This is a genomic window from Flavobacterium sp. B114r (assembly GCF_056824125.1).
This window is the reverse complement of the sequence record NZ_CP124858.1, coordinates 3,629,962-3,647,835: the sequence shown is the minus strand read 5'-3', so window position 1 is coordinate 3,647,835 and position 17,874 is coordinate 3,629,962. Positions and strand designations below refer to the sequence as shown.

The window sequence follows — 17,874 nt, the reverse complement described above, 5'->3', positions numbered from 1 at the left end:
TTTATTTTTGAATATAAACGATTCATTTAACTGATAAGAACATTTTTTCCAGGCACATAGAAACATAGCTTTTGAACCTTAAGAAGGTATTTCACTTTTTATAATTCACATAGCCAATTGCGCCGGAAAATCAGAACAAAGTTACGGAGGGGCGCCATATTTATAGCCAATTGACCCAATAAACCAACATAAATCTCCAACGTGGCGACATATTTATAGCCAAAACGACATATTTATAGTCAATTAACTTAAAACACCAACGCAAAGCCCCAGCGGAGCGACATAACGTTTTTTATTTATAACTAAATAAGACATCAGATGGGTTTTCTTAAATAATTTTCTATAAACATGTTGTCCGACTGGTACTTAAAAAATAAATACATTCAATGCGTATCTTGTTTACTCATTTTTACTAATAATTGAATCTTTCAAAGAATTCAAAAGTTCGAAGCAGTTGATCTATTCTTTGTCGGTTATCACCACTTCTGGTAATTTCATGGCTTGCGCCGGGTTGTCTTACATATTCGACAGGTTTACCAAGCACTTTCAGGCTTTTGTAAAGCATCTGGCTTTGCGAAACTCCTGTACGATTATCATTATCACCATGAATGATTAAAAACGGAATGTTGATATTTTCTACGTAATTAATTGGGGATTCACGTTCCAGAATTGCTTTTGTTTTTTCTTCCCACGGATATCCTCCAAAATATCTTGGAATCATGCGCCAAACATTGGCTTCTCCAAAGAAAGTCCCAAAATCATAAACACCACGCTGACTTGAAGCAGCTTTAAATCGTTGATCGTGACTGATAATCCATGTGGTTAAATAACCGGCATAAGATCCTCCTGTAATAAACAATCTGCTGGTATCTGCCCATCCCTGTGCAACCGTTTTATCTAATGCTATCAATACATCGCTGGCTGGTCCTGTACCCCAATCGTTGATGTTAGATCTCAGGAATTTTTCGCCATAACCTGATGATCCTCTCGGATTACTATAGACTACACCATATCCCTGAGCACAGAAAAACTGATATTCCAACCACATACTACCATCGCCAGGACCAAACATTGAAGCGGGTCCACCATGAATTTCAGTTAGTAACGGATATTTTTTTCCTTGTTCAAAATTGATGGGTTTCATAATCCAGTATTCTACTTCAAGACCTTTATCGTTTATAAAAGTGCCTTTTTCAGGAAAGCTGATTTCTTTATTTTTAAGCCAGAATGTATTAAAATCAGAGACTAATCTTGGTGCTTTCAACTTGAGATCAGACACATATAATTCAGATGGATTTTTGACATCTGTTTTAGCGAAAGCCACTACTCCATTATTAACATCATAATCTGTTATTCCCTGATCGACAGAACTCAATATTTCTGGTTTAAGTGTGTTTAGAGAAACGTTTACGAGAACATATCCTCCGTTACTTGACGAGATGAAATAAAGCTGTTTCTCGTCTTTAGAAAACCTTACATTGGTATTATTTCGATCGTAATCAATTACTTTAGTTTTGGCTGAAAGATTTTCTAAGTTGAAAATTTTTAGTACCGGAACAGACAAATTATTAATGGTACTTTCCTGATACGCCAATTGTTTTCCCGAAGGAGAAACCGCTAAAAGCTGAAACACCAAATTTTCTGCGCCCAGCAACTCCGTTACATTTGTTCCGTCAGTATTAATCGTGTAAATTTTAGTTTCTAAAATTCTGTCGGGATGTCTTTTTTCATTAAGATTTCCGTTGAAAGCAATTTTGGTATTGCTTACGAAATAAGGATTTGTGTACGAGTAAAACCCTTTTGAAATGGCGTATTCTTTGACTCCGGGTTTGGCATCTATAATGAAGACATAAGAAAACCTCAGTTCGCTGGTAAGTCCGGTTTCAGTTTGAAACTGTAACTTATCTATTACTTTTGCCTTTTTATCTTTTTCGTTAATTTCAAGATAAGCCCTAATCGCTTCAAGGTTTCCGTTAGGATCTGCTTTTATTTTGTTTACTTTCAGGTTTTCGTTCGCAGCAAAACCGGGTTTTTCGAAACTCCAGATTGGCAATTCTTTTTTAGGATTTAAAACCGAATCCTTAACTAATTCGTTGATTAGAATTGAGGCAGTAAACAAAAGCTGCTTACCATCCGGACTCCATTTTGGGTTTGATGCGCCGTATTTTGAATCGGTTAACTGAACGGCTTCTCCACCTTCATCTACCTTTAAAAGAAATACTTGCGATTTTCCTTTTACATTTCTCGTAAAGGCAATCTGTTTTCCGTCAGGGCTAAAAACAGGAGAACCCGATCCTTCTTTTCCGAAAGTTAGTTGTCTTGGTGCACTTTTATCTAAAGTTTTTGCTAACCAAAGTTGCGTATCGTAATCATAATCCAATGAATTTTCAGCATTTTTGATGATGCTTTTTACCGTAAATACGGCTGTTTTTCCATCTTTCGTTAATTCTACATCTCCAACTGTTTTGATTTTTAGAAGATCAGTAACCTGAATGGACTCTTTTTTTTGCTGACTGAAACAACAGACAGAAGCAATCAGCGCTAAAACAATGTAAATTCTATTTTTGATTTTGTTCATCTCTATATAATTATAAAATTATTTGACAGTTGCCAATATTAGTTTCATAAATTCTTCTCCGGAAACTTCTCCTTTCTTTTTGATAAAATCCTTTGGTGTATTGTCTCCAATTTCAAATACCAATGCTTCTGTTTTATAGGTTTCAAACAAATAACTGAACAAGGTAAAAGTTGGAGGTTTGAAATACAAAGGTTTTACGTGAGGCGTATAACCCGGAATTCCATCTTTGACTTTATTTAGCCAGTTGGGTACAAAACCGGGAATATTTCCTTTTAAATTTGGATCAACTGTATAATAAATATCATCATGAGTAGAGTGAAAATCAATTGAAAACAATAGCTTATTTGAATCTTTGATTTCACGTTTCAAAAAATCACGAACTGCTCGGGTTTCGGGTTGATTGAATTCATTATAATCCCTGTTTAAATCGATTCCTCCCGAATTATGCCTCCAAAACCCTCCATCAACTCCGTCAGGATTTAATAACGGAATAACATATACCTGAAATTTGCTCCTGAATTTTTTTGCCAGCGGAGTATCTGCTGTTAACGATGCAACAAAAGCTTCCAGCGCATAATGTCCTGTAACTTCCGGTGGATGATTGCGTCCCGAAATCAGGATTTTATTTTTGGAAGAAGAATTTCCGATACTAAACACAGGTATTTTTCGACCTTCAGCAGTTAATCCGATAGACGTTTCTGCAGTATTATTTTTATTTTTTAATGTCGAAATCCATTCGTTTATATCTTTAGAGGTTTTAAGTTCCTGCGCAGCGATCCAAGTGGTGTCTTTGCTTACATTAACTTTTAAAACATAATTAGAATCTTTTTCTGTTTTTACAAAAGTTCCGTTTTCAGAAGCGATCCATTTTTTTCCATCTCCGCTGATTTTCGCATTATAGCGATGTTTTACATTGGGCGGATAATCAAATCTTATTTTAATTTCCTTATTAGTTTTAGACCAAACTTTAAAAGCATACCAAGGACTTCCGTTAATGGGCGTATTTTCAGGCGTAATCAAAACGCTGAACGTTGTATCATCAATTTTGACTACTCCGTTTAATCGCGCTCCGGTAAAATCATTTCCGAAAAAAACCTCATCACCCGTTTTATCAAAAACTCCTTTCCATTGTTTCTCAACCGGACATGTTACGGTCGAAACCGCCGTAATAGGATCTTGCCCCTTAAAGCCGCCTTTGACTTGTGCATTCGCTGAAATAGCTAGTAACACAGCAGCTGAAAAAAATAATTTCGTTTTCATTTTTCTTGTTGTTTTGTATTTATTTTGAAATAGAGACTATGACTGTTTTGTATTTTAATATTTTCCGCATAATTATTTTAACACATAGAAACATAGCTTTTCTTTGTTTGTAAAGGCTTTTATTTAAAGCCACATCGCTATTTGTGAAAAACTACCAAGCTATGTTTGTCATTTCGACGGAGGAGACTCAAGCGATAGAGAACAGGCGAAGCAAATCACACTCGCTGATCGACAAAGACTTGTTCCTTTCTTTGTGGAGTTTCTCGTGTGATCCCTCGTTCCTCGGGATGACAAGATTGTGTTTTTGTCATTTCGACGGAGGAGAAATCACACTCGCTGATCGACAAAGATTTGTTCTTTTCTTTGTGGAGTTTCTAGTGTGATCCCTCGTTCCTCGGGATGACAAGATTGTGTTTTTGTCATTTCGACGGAGGAGACTCAAGCGATAGCGAACAGGCGAAGCAAATCACACTCTCTAATCAACAAAGATTTGTTCTTTCCTTTGCTGAGTTTCTCGTGTGATCCCTCGTTCCTCGGGATGACAAACTGTACGGTTACTTTATGAACAATCCTTTCCCTCTATACTCTTTGCTCTATACTCTATATTCTTTTCCACTTTCCACTCTCCCAAACTAATTATTCTGATTCAAAAGTGATTTAAGAGTCGATTGTAATTCTTCTCCACGAAGATTTCTGGCTACGATTATTCCTTTAGAATCTACTAAATAGTTTGCAGGAATGGCTCTCACGCCATATAATTTGGCGATTTCGCTATTCCAGTAAATTAATTCTGAAACTTGTAACCAGTCTAAGTGATCGTCTTTAATCCCTTTGATCCAGTTTTCTTTCTTTTTATCCAGAGAGATTCCGATGATGTTAAATCCTTTATCGTGATATTCTTTATAGGCTGCTACGATATTCGGGTTTTCTTTTCGGCATGGCGCACACCACGAAGCCCAAAAATCAACTAACGTATATCCTTTTAGATTTTCTGAAAAACGAACTGATTTTCCATCAGGATCTTTAGACGTAAAATCCGGTGCTTTTTTTCCGACTTGTAATCCGTTTAGCACGGTTACCAATTCCTTTAATTCTTTTACGTAAGTAGAATTTTGCTGACTTTTATCTAATAGTGCAATATTCTGTAAAATTTGCTCCGGAGTCAATCGGTACGACCAGTTTCTATATAATACATAAGCTGAAACTATAGAGCTGGGATGTTCTGTGATAAATTTACTTATATCAACATTTTGTGTTTTCTTGTACACATCGAACAAATCCTGAGATGCGGAGCCTGATACAACTGAATTGCTGTAATATTTGGCAGGACTCAATTTTACGGTGATCGGTGCTTTTTCAAGGAATATATAAAGTGGGGTATTCGCTGTATTAACGCTTAATCCGTACAATTCAGGAAGTTTTACTTTTGTTTTAAAACTAAAATTTCCATTAACCACTTTTACTGAGTCTATAGTGGTAAACATCTTGTTATGGAATTTCTGCAAGTAAACATATTGGGCGACAGTATCTACAACTGTTCCTTTTAGCTGCACATTGGCTTCTTGCGCCTGAGTCGCTGTTGCTCCAAGGCAAAGCGTAAGAAATAATAGTATTTTTTTCATTTTATTTGAGTTTAAGTAAAACTTTGTCAAAGTTTTGAACCAAGAGTGTAAGGAACTTTATTTTATGCATTGAATGTCTCTATTTTAGCAGGATCCCCACCACAATGTATTACTATTTGTTGAATGATTTCATTTTGTAATTGATTACAAAATGAAATTTTGGGGATCTTATATCCTTTTAATTCATTTAGTTTTATATAACTCAAGAGCAAGATTGATGCAATTAAAATAATATATATCATTACCTGAATTCCATTCCACTGTCTTGAAAAATAGTGCTTAAAATTCATTTCTTGCTTTATAAATCTAAAGAAACGCTCAATGTCCCAACGCTTTTTATAAATTTCTGCTATTTGATCTGCCGTAAATTCTTCTTCTGGCAAATTGCTTAAAAACAAGATCTTCTCTCCATCAGATTTTAATATCCCTTCCACTAATCTAAAAACTATTTTAGTCTTTTTTTGATTCGAGTAAAGATAAACCCTGCTATGTTTTGTTAATTTAAGAATATCATTTTCAAAATCCAATGGAGTGACCTTACTGCCTTTCTCTACTTCATATTTAGATGATTTATAAATTCGGGTTACAAAATATTTATCATCAGTAGAGAGATCAACCATTGTTTTTCTATTCTTCATTCCACGATCAAAAACGGCAATATCTTTTTTGTTGGCTATGTGCTCTTCTAGAATATTGCCCAAAGCCAAATCTTCACTAATCATTTTTTGATCCTTGTGAAACTTTACATTAAAGGGCAATTCATTAAAACCAATTGTAAATTTTATACTATTTTTGCCCTGTTCTCCTTTTTTGTTTTTCTGCCCATTTCGCATCCCGAAACTTAACAAAGAAGCAGATAAGCTTGTAATTGTGGAATCATACAAACTTAATTTGATCTTATCTTTATCATTGAGTTTATCCTGAAAAACAGTAACGGTGTGCTGATAAAGTTTTTCGAAATACTCAACGTTTATTTTTCCTATTCTCTCTGCAATACTGCTGTGACTTACACTTTTATCTTTGGGAATTTGAGCATATTTACAAAAAAAATGATTCTCATAAAAATTCTCAAATACTCTAGAGCTGGCTCTATTTTCATTTAAGACTCCAAAAACACAAAGTTTAAATAATTCCTTGCCTTTTAGTTTTTTAGCATTCCAGTCAACCATAGTTTGCTGAGCAAAAAAATCAAGTTGATCTTCTGAAATATAATTTAATATTTCTTTTACTTCTGTTCTGATTTGCATTTTCTGATAGATTTATAAATACAGAAAATAAAAATAATAGTTTTTTACAAAAGTTCCTTACACTCTTGGTTTTGAACTTTGACAAAGCCCACGGTTGATTATTATGAATGATTTTTTTAATATAATTTATTGGTTGCCAACTCTGTATTTGCCGGCGGAAATATATAATTAGCATCAGAAGGTGTTACTGCGGGAGTTTGTAATTTACTGTCGCCTTTGGCAGGAAGTGTCTGCAGATTTCTTAGCAAATCCGGTCCACGGAAACCTTCTCCCAATAATTCGATTCTTCGTTCTTTCAAGATGGCATCAATTAACTGGTTTGGATCTGAAAGTACTGTGGGAGCAAAAGCATACGAAGCATCTGAACGCTGGTGAACCCCTTTAAGGAGATTAGCCGAAAGGGCCAGGTTTCCGGTTTTTGCAGCAGCTTCGGCGTAATTCAATAATACTTCAGAATATCTAATTACTGGAATATAATCCAGGAATGGCGATGGTTTTGCGTACTTTTTAAAATATTGTTTTCCTGAAACTGTTCTGGTTAAGTCGCGGCGTTTATCAGTTGTTCTCCATTGCGCATCTCCCAAAATACCTGTTGGATTTAGATAATACTCTAAATTGGTATTGTAGATGTAAGCGATGGAAGATTGCCCTGTATAGGAATCTAAAGAACTCATCGGAATACTGAAAATAGATTCGACCGTTGCATAATTCGAAGAAAATAAAACCGTAATATCCGGCTGTAAAGTGTGTTTTACATCACTTGCAGTAGTAGAAAATGGTGCTTGTGCCTGAGGGGCTAATTTTACAGCTTCTTCAATTACTTTTGTCCAGTTGTTCATGGTCAGATATACTCTTGTTTTTAGGGCAATTGCGGTACTTACGTGTGCTCTGGTGGTATTAAGATCTGCCGTTGCATAACTTTGCGGCAATGCAGCTTCAGCTTCATCTAAGTCTTTCAATATCTGCTTGTAAATTTCTGCAACAGAACTTCTTGCGAGATTATTATTGGCTGCTCCTGTTTCTGCTTTTAAACGAAGCGGAACTCCTTTTGAGGCTCCGGCATCTTTATTATAAGGCTGTCCGTAGCTGATGATCAGACTGTAATAAGAAAGCGCACGAACCAATTTGGCCTCGCCAATGTATTGCTTTGCTTTTTCTTCTGTAATTACACCTTGGTTTATCGCCAGTCCTTCAATCAAAATATTAGCATTATTAATTGCTGAATAAGCTGATCCCCAAAGGTTATTAATATCATTTGAACCTGAACTGTATGAGTTATTCCAGCTTTCGTATCCTGTAAAGTTGTTGGCTGTAATATTGATAAAATCTTCTCCGCGCTGATCCTGATACAAAAGGAAACGTCCTCCGTATAAACTGGCGCCTTTAAAAGCTTTATAAATTCCGTTTACCAAACCTTCAATTCTTGCCGGAGTTTTAAAAATATCCTTATCAGAAACGGTTGTTTCCGGTGCTATGTTCAGGTCTTCGTTATTTTCACAAGAAGTAAAAGCAATCCCTGAAAGCAGTAATAAGGCAACAACTAGTTTTTTATATAATTTAAAATATGTTTTCATTTTGTTTTTTATTAATGATTAAAACCCGACGTTAAGACCAAATGTGAACGTTCTTCCCTGCCCTACAGAATTTTTCTCGACTCCCATAGAAGTTGTTGATGCTCCGTTTGAGGAGGTTTCCGGATCTGATCCCGTATAAGAAGTAATCAGGAAAAGATTGGTTGCCTGCGCATAAACCCTGATAGAAGATAATTGTGCTTTTTCAAGGATTTTTTTGGGAAGTGAAAAACCAACCGCCAATTGCTGTAATCTTAAGAAATCTGCTTTTTCGGCATTCTCAGAAATTGCAAAACCACTTGAACCATTCGAAATAACGTCGTTATAAACTAATTTAGGAATATCAGTTACCTGCCCCGGAGTTGTCCAACGGTTCAGAACATCCGTAGAGTTGTTGTAAAAACGCTGGTCTAAAAGTGTTCCTCTGGTATTATTCATTACTTTATTACCTCCTGAATACGTGAAACCAACCGTAAAGTCAAATGCTTTGTATTGAAATACATTTGTTAAACCTCCGTACCAAACCGGTAATGCATTACCCAAAACTTGATAATCTGCAACTGTAATGGCCGCCGCAGTTCTTCCGTCTAAATACGTCCAGTTGCTTTGCCCTGATGGCACTGCGGCACTGTATTGTACTTTTTCTCCATTTTTATTGATGAAAATTCTGCGCCCGTTGTCCGGATTTACGCCTCCGCTTACTGCTCCGTAAAGACTTCCGGCAGAATATCCTACTCTGGTAATATTATTGGCTTCTGTAGTTACCTGCGTGTAACCAATAATGTCTGTGTTTCCTTCGGCAAGTGCTGTAACTTCATTCTTTACGTGTGTGTAATTGAAGGACGCTTTCCATTGAAAATCTTCCGTATTTGCAATTGTCGCGGTAAGTCCAAGTTCGATTCCTCTGTTGTACATTGATCCAACGTTAGAAAGAATGGCGTCTCCGGGAATTCCTTTTGAAGGTGATTGAGGAGTACTTAAGATCAATCCGTTTACATTATTATTGAAATAATCAGCGGTAAATTGCAATCTGTCTTTAAAAAATCCTGCTTCAAGTCCAATGTTGGTCTGATCGCTGGTTTCCCAACCCAGATTCTCATTTCCTGCCTGAGAAATTGCCCAGGTCGATGCTGATCCATAAATGGATGCGCCGTAAAGATTTTGTGAAGCATACGCTGATGAAAGGTTTCCGTTACCTACTCTTCCCCAGCTTCCTTTTAGTTTAAGTGAACTTACATAATCTGTAATTTGACTGTCTTTAAAAAAAGATTCTTCACTTATGGACCATCCGGCAGAGATACCTCCAAAATTTCCGTATTTATTATTTAAACCTAAAGCTGAATTTCCGTCTTTTCTGAAATTTCCTGTAATGAAATATTTTCCACCATAATCATACGATAATCTAAAAAAAGAGGAAAGAAAAAGTCTTTCTGACAAGCTGTTTCCGGAAGACCTGATTGTTCCCCATGTTCCCTGATAGTATTCAAAGAAAGGATCAGAAACGTTGGTTTGATTGGCTCCCCACGAAGAGTTTTCATATTTCTGAACATCATATCCTGCCAATGCTGCAATGTGATGTTTGGCTCCAAAACGCCTGTCGAAAGTAAAACTGTTGGTAAAATTGTAATTGTTTCTTAGTGCAGCAATATTAGTTGCAGAACCACCTGTAGAAAATGCAGAAGATCCAAGATTAGGACTTAAATAGGTAATATTCTCGGCTCTTAATCTGTCGATTCCGTAATTACTGTCGAATTTAAATCCGTCGAAAAAGGTAATCGTAGCATGAATATTCCCTACCATATGATCGTTTGAACTGGTATATTTACTGTTTTCAAACAAGGCGCCGGGATGCCATAATGTATTGGTAAATAAGTTATTTCCCGAACTTGCAGTTCCTGTCGAACTTAAATTATAAGAACCATCAGCATTATAAGCTGCAACGTTTGGAGGCAATACCAATGCAAGACGTGCTGCACCAATCAATAACAAACCGCTGCTGCTTAATGATCCTGTATTTTGAGCCTGATTGAAAGTATTGTTATACGATAGATTTCCTCCCAGTTTCAACCAGCTGTTTACATCGTGATCGATATTAAACCTTGCTCCTTTTCTTTCGAACTCATTATCTTTTGTAATTCCTTCCTGTTTAGAATAATTGGTAGAGAAAAAATACCTTGTTTTGTCTGTTCCGCCGGAAATACTTAGGTTATGATTTTGAGAAACCGCGTCGCGATATACCTGATCCTTCCATTTTGTATTGACACGTGTACCATCTGCGTTGAAAGACGGAAAGAAAAGTGCTGAGGCTACAGCAGGATTATTTTCATTTCCGCTTAATATTTTGCTATTCAGTACGGCTTCATTTTTAATGTCTTCGTATTGTGTATTGTTTAAAAGGTCAGGTAATCTGGTGGCTCTTGTAATCCCTACCCAGGCATCATAATTTACTTTAGCTTTTCCTGCTTTTCCTTTTTTAGTAGTTACTAAGATTACTCCACCAGCTGCACGTGAGCCATAAATTGAGGTAGACGCTGCATCTTTCAAAATATCTATCGATTCAATATCTGATGGATTAATATCGGATAACGGATTATTGGCTACTGAATTTGTTGTAGAAACATCACCGGAATTAACCGGTATCCCGTCAATAACAATTAATGGAGAAGTACTTAACGAAATTGAATTTACCCCTCGAATTCTAATTACCGGAGGATCGTTTAATACCCCACTTGGCGTAGAAACATTTACTCCGGAAGCTTTACCAATAAGTGCCTGCTCAAAACTTTGCACGGGAATGTCCTTAATTGTTTTCGAGGTTATTCTTGCGGCTGATCCTGTAAATTCTTTTTTACTTTGAGTTCCGTAACCTACGACTAAAACTTCTTTTAAAGCAGTATTAGAGGGATTAAGCCGAATGTTGCTAAAGGATGAACCGGCTCTTTTTTCGAGTGTTTCATAACCAACATAATTGATAGAAACTGTATTGTCTTGTGGCGTTATCGAAAGAGAAAATTTTCCGTTTCCGTCACTAATAGTAGATTTACCACTTTCTGTGGCAATGATTGTAACTCCGGGTAACGGTTCTCCGGTATCAGAACCTCTGACGGTACCACTGATCGTTCGGTCCTGTGCGTGTAACACACTGGGAAGTATGCTAAACAAAAAAATTAAGCTGAGTAAGATTTTTTTCATTTTGGTTGGGTTAATTAAAAATTGGACATAGAAATTCCCGGACCACTCTTAGAATGGCCTATCATTTTATTGATAAAAAACAGGAGATTGGTTAATTAAAAGCTAAGTGTATTGCATTCGGAAAACGTGGACATGGTTCTCCTCTTTCGAAAATTCAGGTTGTTCTGATTGGGCGTGTAATATTAGTTGCGTTTTCATTCTAAAAAATAAATGACTTTAATAATAATGATCTTACTCAGATTTTCTAAAGAAATCTTTCTTATCTGTCCACCGCAGCGGAAGGATTTAGCACCTTATTGAGTAACAGGTTGCTAAGACATCATCGGGCCTAATCCCTCAGTCTTTCTGGATAAGTTCACGTAGATTTTTTCTACTCTGCAAATATATATATAAATTCTATATAATTAGTAGAGTTTAAATTTATTTTTTAGAAAACAGAACTTAATAAGCAGTAAAATTAGTTGCAATCTCCCTTTATACAGTTAAAAATAAATGCTCTTAAAAAACAAATAAAACACACAAAATCAAAACATTACAACACTACAATACGTTATTTTTTTTTACAGATACATACTTTTGTAGCTTTATATATTTTTTTATTTAATTTTTAAAAGCTGAATTCAAAGCAAAAAAAAGATTACAAAAATTTACTTTTCGCTAATAATTTCATCCGGTAATACCACGTTATTTCTTAATAAAGCCATATCTAAAAGTCGTCTAAAGAAGAAATAAAACGATATTAAAAACTGCTTTTCTTGTTATGCACTTCTACCCTTTTGTCATATTAACAAATTTTTTTTTTTCTTTAAGTACTACAAAATGTAATTATACAAATAGAGAAAGCGAAAGAAATCCTGTTTTTTATTTACTTTTTTAAGGCATACCCTAAAAAAATGCATCGCGTAAAAGCAATACATTAAAAAAATTTACCATAGCAGTATTATTTTTTGACATACATTCTGAGAATACATTTACCGGTTTATAATGCATAACTTAAAAATAAATCCACAATGCAGAAAAATTCATTTTTTATATTTCTATTCTTATGCTGTTCTCTGGCATGGTCTCAAACAAAATTGGCTGATAGCACAGCAACGACACCTAAACCAAAGGTCAAAAATATTGATTTCAATATAATGCCTTACCTTAATTACAACAGAACTCTGGAATTTATGTTTGGTGCGATCCCAATGATGATGTACAAGGTGAACAAAGCAGATACAATTTCGCCTAAATCGTTATCCGGTATTTCTGCCGTTTATAGTACCAACAAATCTTATTTTATTGCCTCTTTTAATAAATGGTACATTAAGGAAGATAGCTGGAGGGCACAACTTTTTTTCGCAACAGGCAATCAAAACGCACAATTTTATGTAGATGATATCGACGTACCTGATTTTTACGATTATGGAACTAAAGCGTCGATGGTAAACTTTATCCTGCAGCGTAAGGTTATAAAATCCTTATACGCCGGTATTGGTTATGCGTATGCGCATTATGACACAAAATATGAAGATGACATAAAACCCTCTTCTGTGACTCACACAAATGGCCTGCAATTTAATTTGATGTATGATACCCGTGATGCTGTTTATTATCCTACCAAAGGTGATAAAATAAAGCTGCGATGGCTTACGTATCCGGAATGGTTTGGCAATGATGTGAATGCCAATAAAATTCTTTCTGAGTACAATACGTATTTCCCAATGCGACACGGAACAGATGTACTGGCCGCAAGATTTTCAGGTAAATTTGGCTTAGGAAATATTGCTTTCGAACAACAGGTTACGATTGGTAATGAAGATATCAGGGGATATTCTGAAGGGAAATATCGTGGCGACGGACTTATGGCGATACAAGGCGAATACCGATATAATTTTAATAAAAAAATGGGATTGGTTGGATTTGCAGGAGTAGCGACAATTTACGGTTCTGACACATCAAGTTTTAACTGGGGTTTATATCCCGGAGCTGGTGTAGGATATCGCTACAGGGCTTTTAAAACCGAAAAATTCAATATAGGATTAGATGCCGCAGTAGGAAAAGGAGATTGGGGACTTTATTTCCGTATTGGAGAAGCTTTTTAAGGGGAAATAATTTTAAAAATTTTACCAAATACTTGTTTGTCTTAAAAAGTGCTTCCGTAAACATTACCAATAAGAGATAATCCCTCAGGATTTACATATTGGTAACAAAACACCTACCAGATAAAACTATCCTCTTTATTCTATAATCTTTATTCTATCCTCTTTATTCTTTCCTCTTTATTCTTTCCTCTTTATTCTATAATCTTTATTCTATAATCTTTATTCTATAATCTTTATTCTATAATCTTTATTCTATAATCTTTATTCTATTCTCCATTCTCTACTTCCTATTTCTCAACCATTTATCTACAGGTTCTAAAACAGTATTCACAGTTGTTACTAAAAAAGTACAAATCAAAGCTTCAATAAAATAACCTGATGCAGCAATACAGCCAATTGCGGCACTGCACCATATTGTGGCGGCAGAATTTAGGCCGTGTACATTGGGTCCTTCTCTAAAAATAACTCCCGCTCCCAGAAAACCAACTCCCATAACTACTTGGGCCGTAATACGTGTAACATCTATATTGGGTTCTGTTGCGGCAACTTTTATAGACAATAATACAAAAGTAGCTGCTCCTGTTGCTACCAGCATATTGGTTTTTAATCCGGCTTCTTTATGATGCCATTGTCTCTCAAAACCTATAATTAAGCCTGCGAATAAAGCGATTATAAGTCGGGTAAAAAATTCTGTTGTACTCAAAATTATTGTTTTATATTATTAAATATTCTTATTCCCTTTTTTTAATAAAGAAATACAAATTGTTGTTGGTAATCATTTTAACACATAGAAACATAGCTTTTAGAATCCTGTAAAAGACCGTTTCACTTTCAATATTACCACATAGCAATGTGAAGCAAATATTTGCTTATTTTGATCTTTATTCAAAATAGAAAAAAATCTATGTTTTTATGTGTTATTTCTTTACTCTCAATGAGCTTATTCAAAACAACAAATATAAGAATTTTCAGCATTATTCAAAATGCAAAGCTTCAATTGGATCTAGTTTGGATGCTTTTAATGCCGGATAATATCCAAAGAAAATACCGGTTATCGCACAAACCAGAAAAGATAGTATCACCGAAGATTCTGAAATCAAAGTAGGCCAATGCAAAAAGAATTGTATTAACTCAGAAGCTACTATTCCTAATACAATCCCGATTAATCCTCCGGTAAGGCTGATTAATATGGCTTCGACTAAAAATTGCAATAAAATATCTCTTCCGTTTGCGCCTATCGACATACGCAATCCTATTTCTTTGGTTCGTTCTGTAACCGAAACATACATAATATTCATAATGCCGATTCCGCCAATCAATAGCGAAATTCCTGAAATAGCGGTTAACAATACGGTCAATAACTGACTGGTAGAACTAAAAGTATTGATTAATTCGGCTTGTGTTCGTACGGAGAAATCGTCTTCATCTTTTGCTTTCAATCGATGTGCTGTGCGCATAATTTGCTCAATTTCATCTGTTGCCAGTTGTGTCTGACTTTCATCGACTGTCGAGGCATAAATGTTTTGAAGATAAATTGAGTTGGTTATCCTTTTTTGTACGGTGCTGTAAGGAGCAATAATGATATCATCCTGATCTTGTCCAAACGCATTTTCTCCTTTTGATTCTAAAACCCCAATAATCCTAAACGGAATTTTATTAAACCTAATAATCTGCCCGATTGGATCTACGCCATACGGAAAAATATTATCGACTACGGTCTGACCAATCAAACACACTTTATTTGCCGTATGCACATCTGATTCTCGAAAAGCGATCCCTTCTTTTAGTGGCCAATCTCTAATTTTGAGGTAATCAACACTTACGCCCTGCATACTTGTTGGCCAGTTCAAAGCACCATTAATCGCTTGCCCTTTACTGGAAACGGCAGGAGAAATCGCATTAAGATGTACCGATTCTTTTTTCAGGGCTTCTACATCACTAAGTGTCAGCGTTTGTACGCTCGAAATATCCAGACGCGCTCCGGCAGTAACATTACTGTTTGGACGAATGGTGATCATATTAGATCCCATACTTGATAGTTGATCCTGAATGCTTTTTTTAGAACCCTGACCTATGGCAACCATTGCAATTACAGATGCTACACCAATAATGATTCCGAGCATGGTTAGTAATGCACGAAGCTTATTACGGCGTAAAGCCTTTAAGGCGATGAGAAAAAGATTAGCTATTTTCATATTTATAATCTTCATCTACATGAAAATCTGCGAGCATTTGTTTGGCAGATTTTATGCTTTGGTTATTAAAATCTTTCATTATTCTTCCGTCTCTCAGTGTCACAGTTCTATTGCTAAAAGCAGCGATATCAGGTTCATGGGTTACAAAAATGATTGTTTTTCCCTGTGTATTCAATTCCTGGATCAACGCCATGATTTCATAAGAAGTTCTGGTATCCAGGTTTCCCGTAGCTTCATCGGCAAGGATCATAACCGGATCGTTTACTAATGCTCGCGCAATTGCTACCCGCTGTTGCTGTCCTCCGGAAAGCTGATTGGGAAAGTGATCCAGACGATCTGCTAACTTGACGGCTTCTAAGGCATGAATGGCTTTTTCTCGTCTTTCTTTTGTAGAAACACTGGGATTATACAGTAAAGGCAGTTCTACATTTTCTATTGCAGAGGTACGCGCCAAAAGATTATACGATTGAAAAATAAAACCAATCTTGGTATTACGTAGTGCCGCCAATTCATTTTTAGATAATGATTTAACGTTGACTCCGTCTAATAAATAATTCCCGTCTGATGGTTTATCCAAACAGCCTAAAATATTAAGCAAAGTCGTTTTTCCGGAACCGCTACTTCCCATAATGGTCAGGAATTCGCCTTCCATAACATCAAAAGAAATCCCTTTTAGTGCTCTGACGGTTTCAGATCCCATCGTGAATTCTCTTTTCAGGTCTTGTATTTCAAGAATCTTTTTTCCCATTACAATTTATTTTTTCTCAATGTATTTAATACTTTGGGCATAATTATTTTAACACATAGAAACATAGATTTTATAAATAAAAATCTATTATAATTTATCTTTTTCCGCCGCCTCCACCACGTTTTGGCATAAACGGACTTGATTCTGTTGCTTTGGTGCTTTTGGATTGTTTTAAGGAATTGACTCCGGTAACAATTTCATCTTGTGCTGTTATTCCTTTAATAACCTGCACATTGATGTCATCATCCAATCCTATTCTGATATGTTTGGGAATTATAGAATCTCCTACCCTTTTCCAGACAATCGCCTTTTTATGATCGATAGTATCCGGAGCTTTATTATTGGATTGTGAGTTACTTCCATATTTATTTCCATTCCCACCGTTATGGTTTCCTTTGTGTTTTCCTTTATCATTTCCTAAAGACAATTTTCTGATTTTAAATTGCTTTCCTAAAGTAGAATCAGGCTGAAATGCCACTGCTTTTGCAGAAATCAGCAAGGTGTTTTTTACTACATTGGTGTAAATAATGATATTGGCCGTCATTCCGGGTTTGAGCTTTAAATCATCATTTGGAGCGTTGATAATAGTGGTATACGTCACAACATTTGATGAAATCGTGGGTTGCAAACGCACTTCGATCACGGTCCCTTTAAACACATCATCCGGAAAGGCATCTACGGTAAAACTTGCATTTTCTCCCACCTTTACGTTTCCAACGTCAGCTTCATCTACAGATGCCTGAACCTGCATCTTGGTTAAATCTTTGGCGATACTAAATAATGTTGGCGTATTTAAACTTGCTGCTACAGTTTGTCCTTCGCTTACTTTTCGCGATAAAACAGTACCGTCTATTGGCGAAAAAATATTGGTAAACGAAAGGCTTTTTTGTACTGATTTTAATTGTGCGGCAACGCTGTTTACATTGTCTTTTGCCACTTCATATAGGTTTCTTGCTGTTTCATAATCGGCTCTGCTGATTCCTCCTGCTTTGTATAATTCACTCTGTCTGTTGAAATTAGATTGCTGGTACCTCAGGTTATTTTTTGATAATTGTAAATTGGCTGCAATTTGCTCTACTTGTGCCATCAATAATGATTGATCTATCTGGGCTAATAATTGCCCTTTTTTTACAACGGAATTAAAATCTACAAATACCTTTTGTATTGTACCTGAAACTTGTGTTCCTACTGCGACAGTATCTACGGGCTGAATTTTTCCTGTGGCTGTTACACTGGTCGCGATATCTCCATAATGAGGGTTTTCGGTAACCAATTCTACTTTATTACCCTCTTTATGAAAAATAAAGTATCCTATACCTCCTATAACTAACAACCCAATGATGATAATGATTATTAATTTATTTTTTTTCATTT

Annotated in this window: 11 protein-coding genes and 1 riboswitch; of the genes, 1 reads left to right on the top strand and 10 read right to left on the bottom strand. The window is 35.8% G+C overall.

The window, feature by feature from the left end; all coding sequences use genetic code 11:
- Nucleotides 1-412: 412 nt before the first annotated feature.
- The 6 genes from QLQ94_RS15525 to QLQ94_RS15500 form a co-directional block, all read right to left on the bottom strand.
- Nucleotides 413-2,578, bottom strand: a complete 2,166-nt coding sequence (locus QLQ94_RS15525; protein WP_482497700.1) for a S9 family peptidase — start codon at nt 2,576-2,578, stop codon at nt 413-415.
- A gap of 18 nt (nt 2,579-2,596) precedes the next feature.
- Complete coding sequence (locus tag QLQ94_RS15520) at nt 2,597-3,838, bottom strand: M14 family metallopeptidase (protein WP_482497698.1); 1,242 nt, start codon at nt 3,836-3,838, stop codon at nt 2,597-2,599.
- Nucleotides 3,839-4,470: 632 nt separating this feature from the next.
- Nucleotides 4,471-5,460, bottom strand: coding sequence for a redoxin domain-containing protein (locus QLQ94_RS15515; protein ID WP_427402250.1), 990 nt, complete (start codon nt 5,458-5,460; stop codon nt 4,471-4,473).
- Between the two features lie 62 nt (nt 5,461-5,522).
- Complete coding sequence (locus QLQ94_RS15510) at nt 5,523-6,707, bottom strand: IS4 family transposase (protein ID WP_482497696.1); 1,185 nt, start codon at nt 6,705-6,707, stop codon at nt 5,523-5,525.
- Nucleotides 6,708-6,823: 116 nt separating this feature from the next.
- Nucleotides 6,824-8,281, bottom strand: coding sequence for a RagB/SusD family nutrient uptake outer membrane protein (locus QLQ94_RS15505; protein ID WP_482497694.1), 1,458 nt, complete (start codon nt 8,279-8,281; stop codon nt 6,824-6,826).
- Nucleotides 8,282-8,299: 18 nt separating this feature from the next.
- Nucleotides 8,300-11,470, bottom strand: coding sequence for a SusC/RagA family TonB-linked outer membrane protein (locus QLQ94_RS15500; RefSeq protein WP_271336110.1), 3,171 nt, complete (start codon nt 11,468-11,470; stop codon nt 8,300-8,302).
- A gap of 256 nt (nt 11,471-11,726) precedes the next feature.
- Nucleotides 11,727-11,826: riboswitch (SAM riboswitch) on the bottom strand.
- Between the two features lie 654 nt (nt 11,827-12,480).
- Between QLQ94_RS15500 and QLQ94_RS15495 the strand changes: the two genes are divergently transcribed.
- Complete coding sequence (locus QLQ94_RS15495) at nt 12,481-13,557, top strand: BamA/TamA family outer membrane protein (protein WP_427402248.1); 1,077 nt, start codon at nt 12,481-12,483, stop codon at nt 13,555-13,557.
- 280 nt (nt 13,558-13,837) lie between these two features.
- Here QLQ94_RS15495 and QLQ94_RS15490 read toward each other — a convergent pair whose 3' ends face one another.
- The 4 genes from QLQ94_RS15490 to QLQ94_RS15475 form a co-directional block, all read right to left on the bottom strand.
- Nucleotides 13,838-14,260 (bottom strand): MgtC/SapB family protein, encoded by a 423-nt coding sequence (locus tag QLQ94_RS15490; protein WP_271336108.1) that lies wholly within the window; start codon nt 14,258-14,260, stop codon nt 13,838-13,840.
- A gap of 271 nt (nt 14,261-14,531) precedes the next feature.
- Nucleotides 14,532-15,752 (bottom strand): ABC transporter permease, encoded by a 1,221-nt coding sequence (locus QLQ94_RS15485; RefSeq protein WP_271336107.1) that lies wholly within the window; start codon nt 15,750-15,752, stop codon nt 14,532-14,534.
- Nucleotides 15,739-16,500 (bottom strand): ABC transporter ATP-binding protein, encoded by a 762-nt coding sequence (locus QLQ94_RS15480; RefSeq protein WP_271336106.1) that lies wholly within the window; start codon nt 16,498-16,500, stop codon nt 15,739-15,741. Before QLQ94_RS15480 ends, QLQ94_RS15485 begins: the two co-directional genes overlap by 14 nt.
- Before the next feature lie 94 nt (nt 16,501-16,594).
- The gene (locus QLQ94_RS15475; protein WP_482497691.1) at nt 16,595-17,872 is read right to left on the bottom strand and encodes an efflux RND transporter periplasmic adaptor subunit; all 1,278 of its coding nucleotides are present in this window, start codon (nt 17,870-17,872) and stop codon (nt 16,595-16,597) included.
- Nucleotides 17,873-17,874 lie beyond the last annotated feature (2 nt).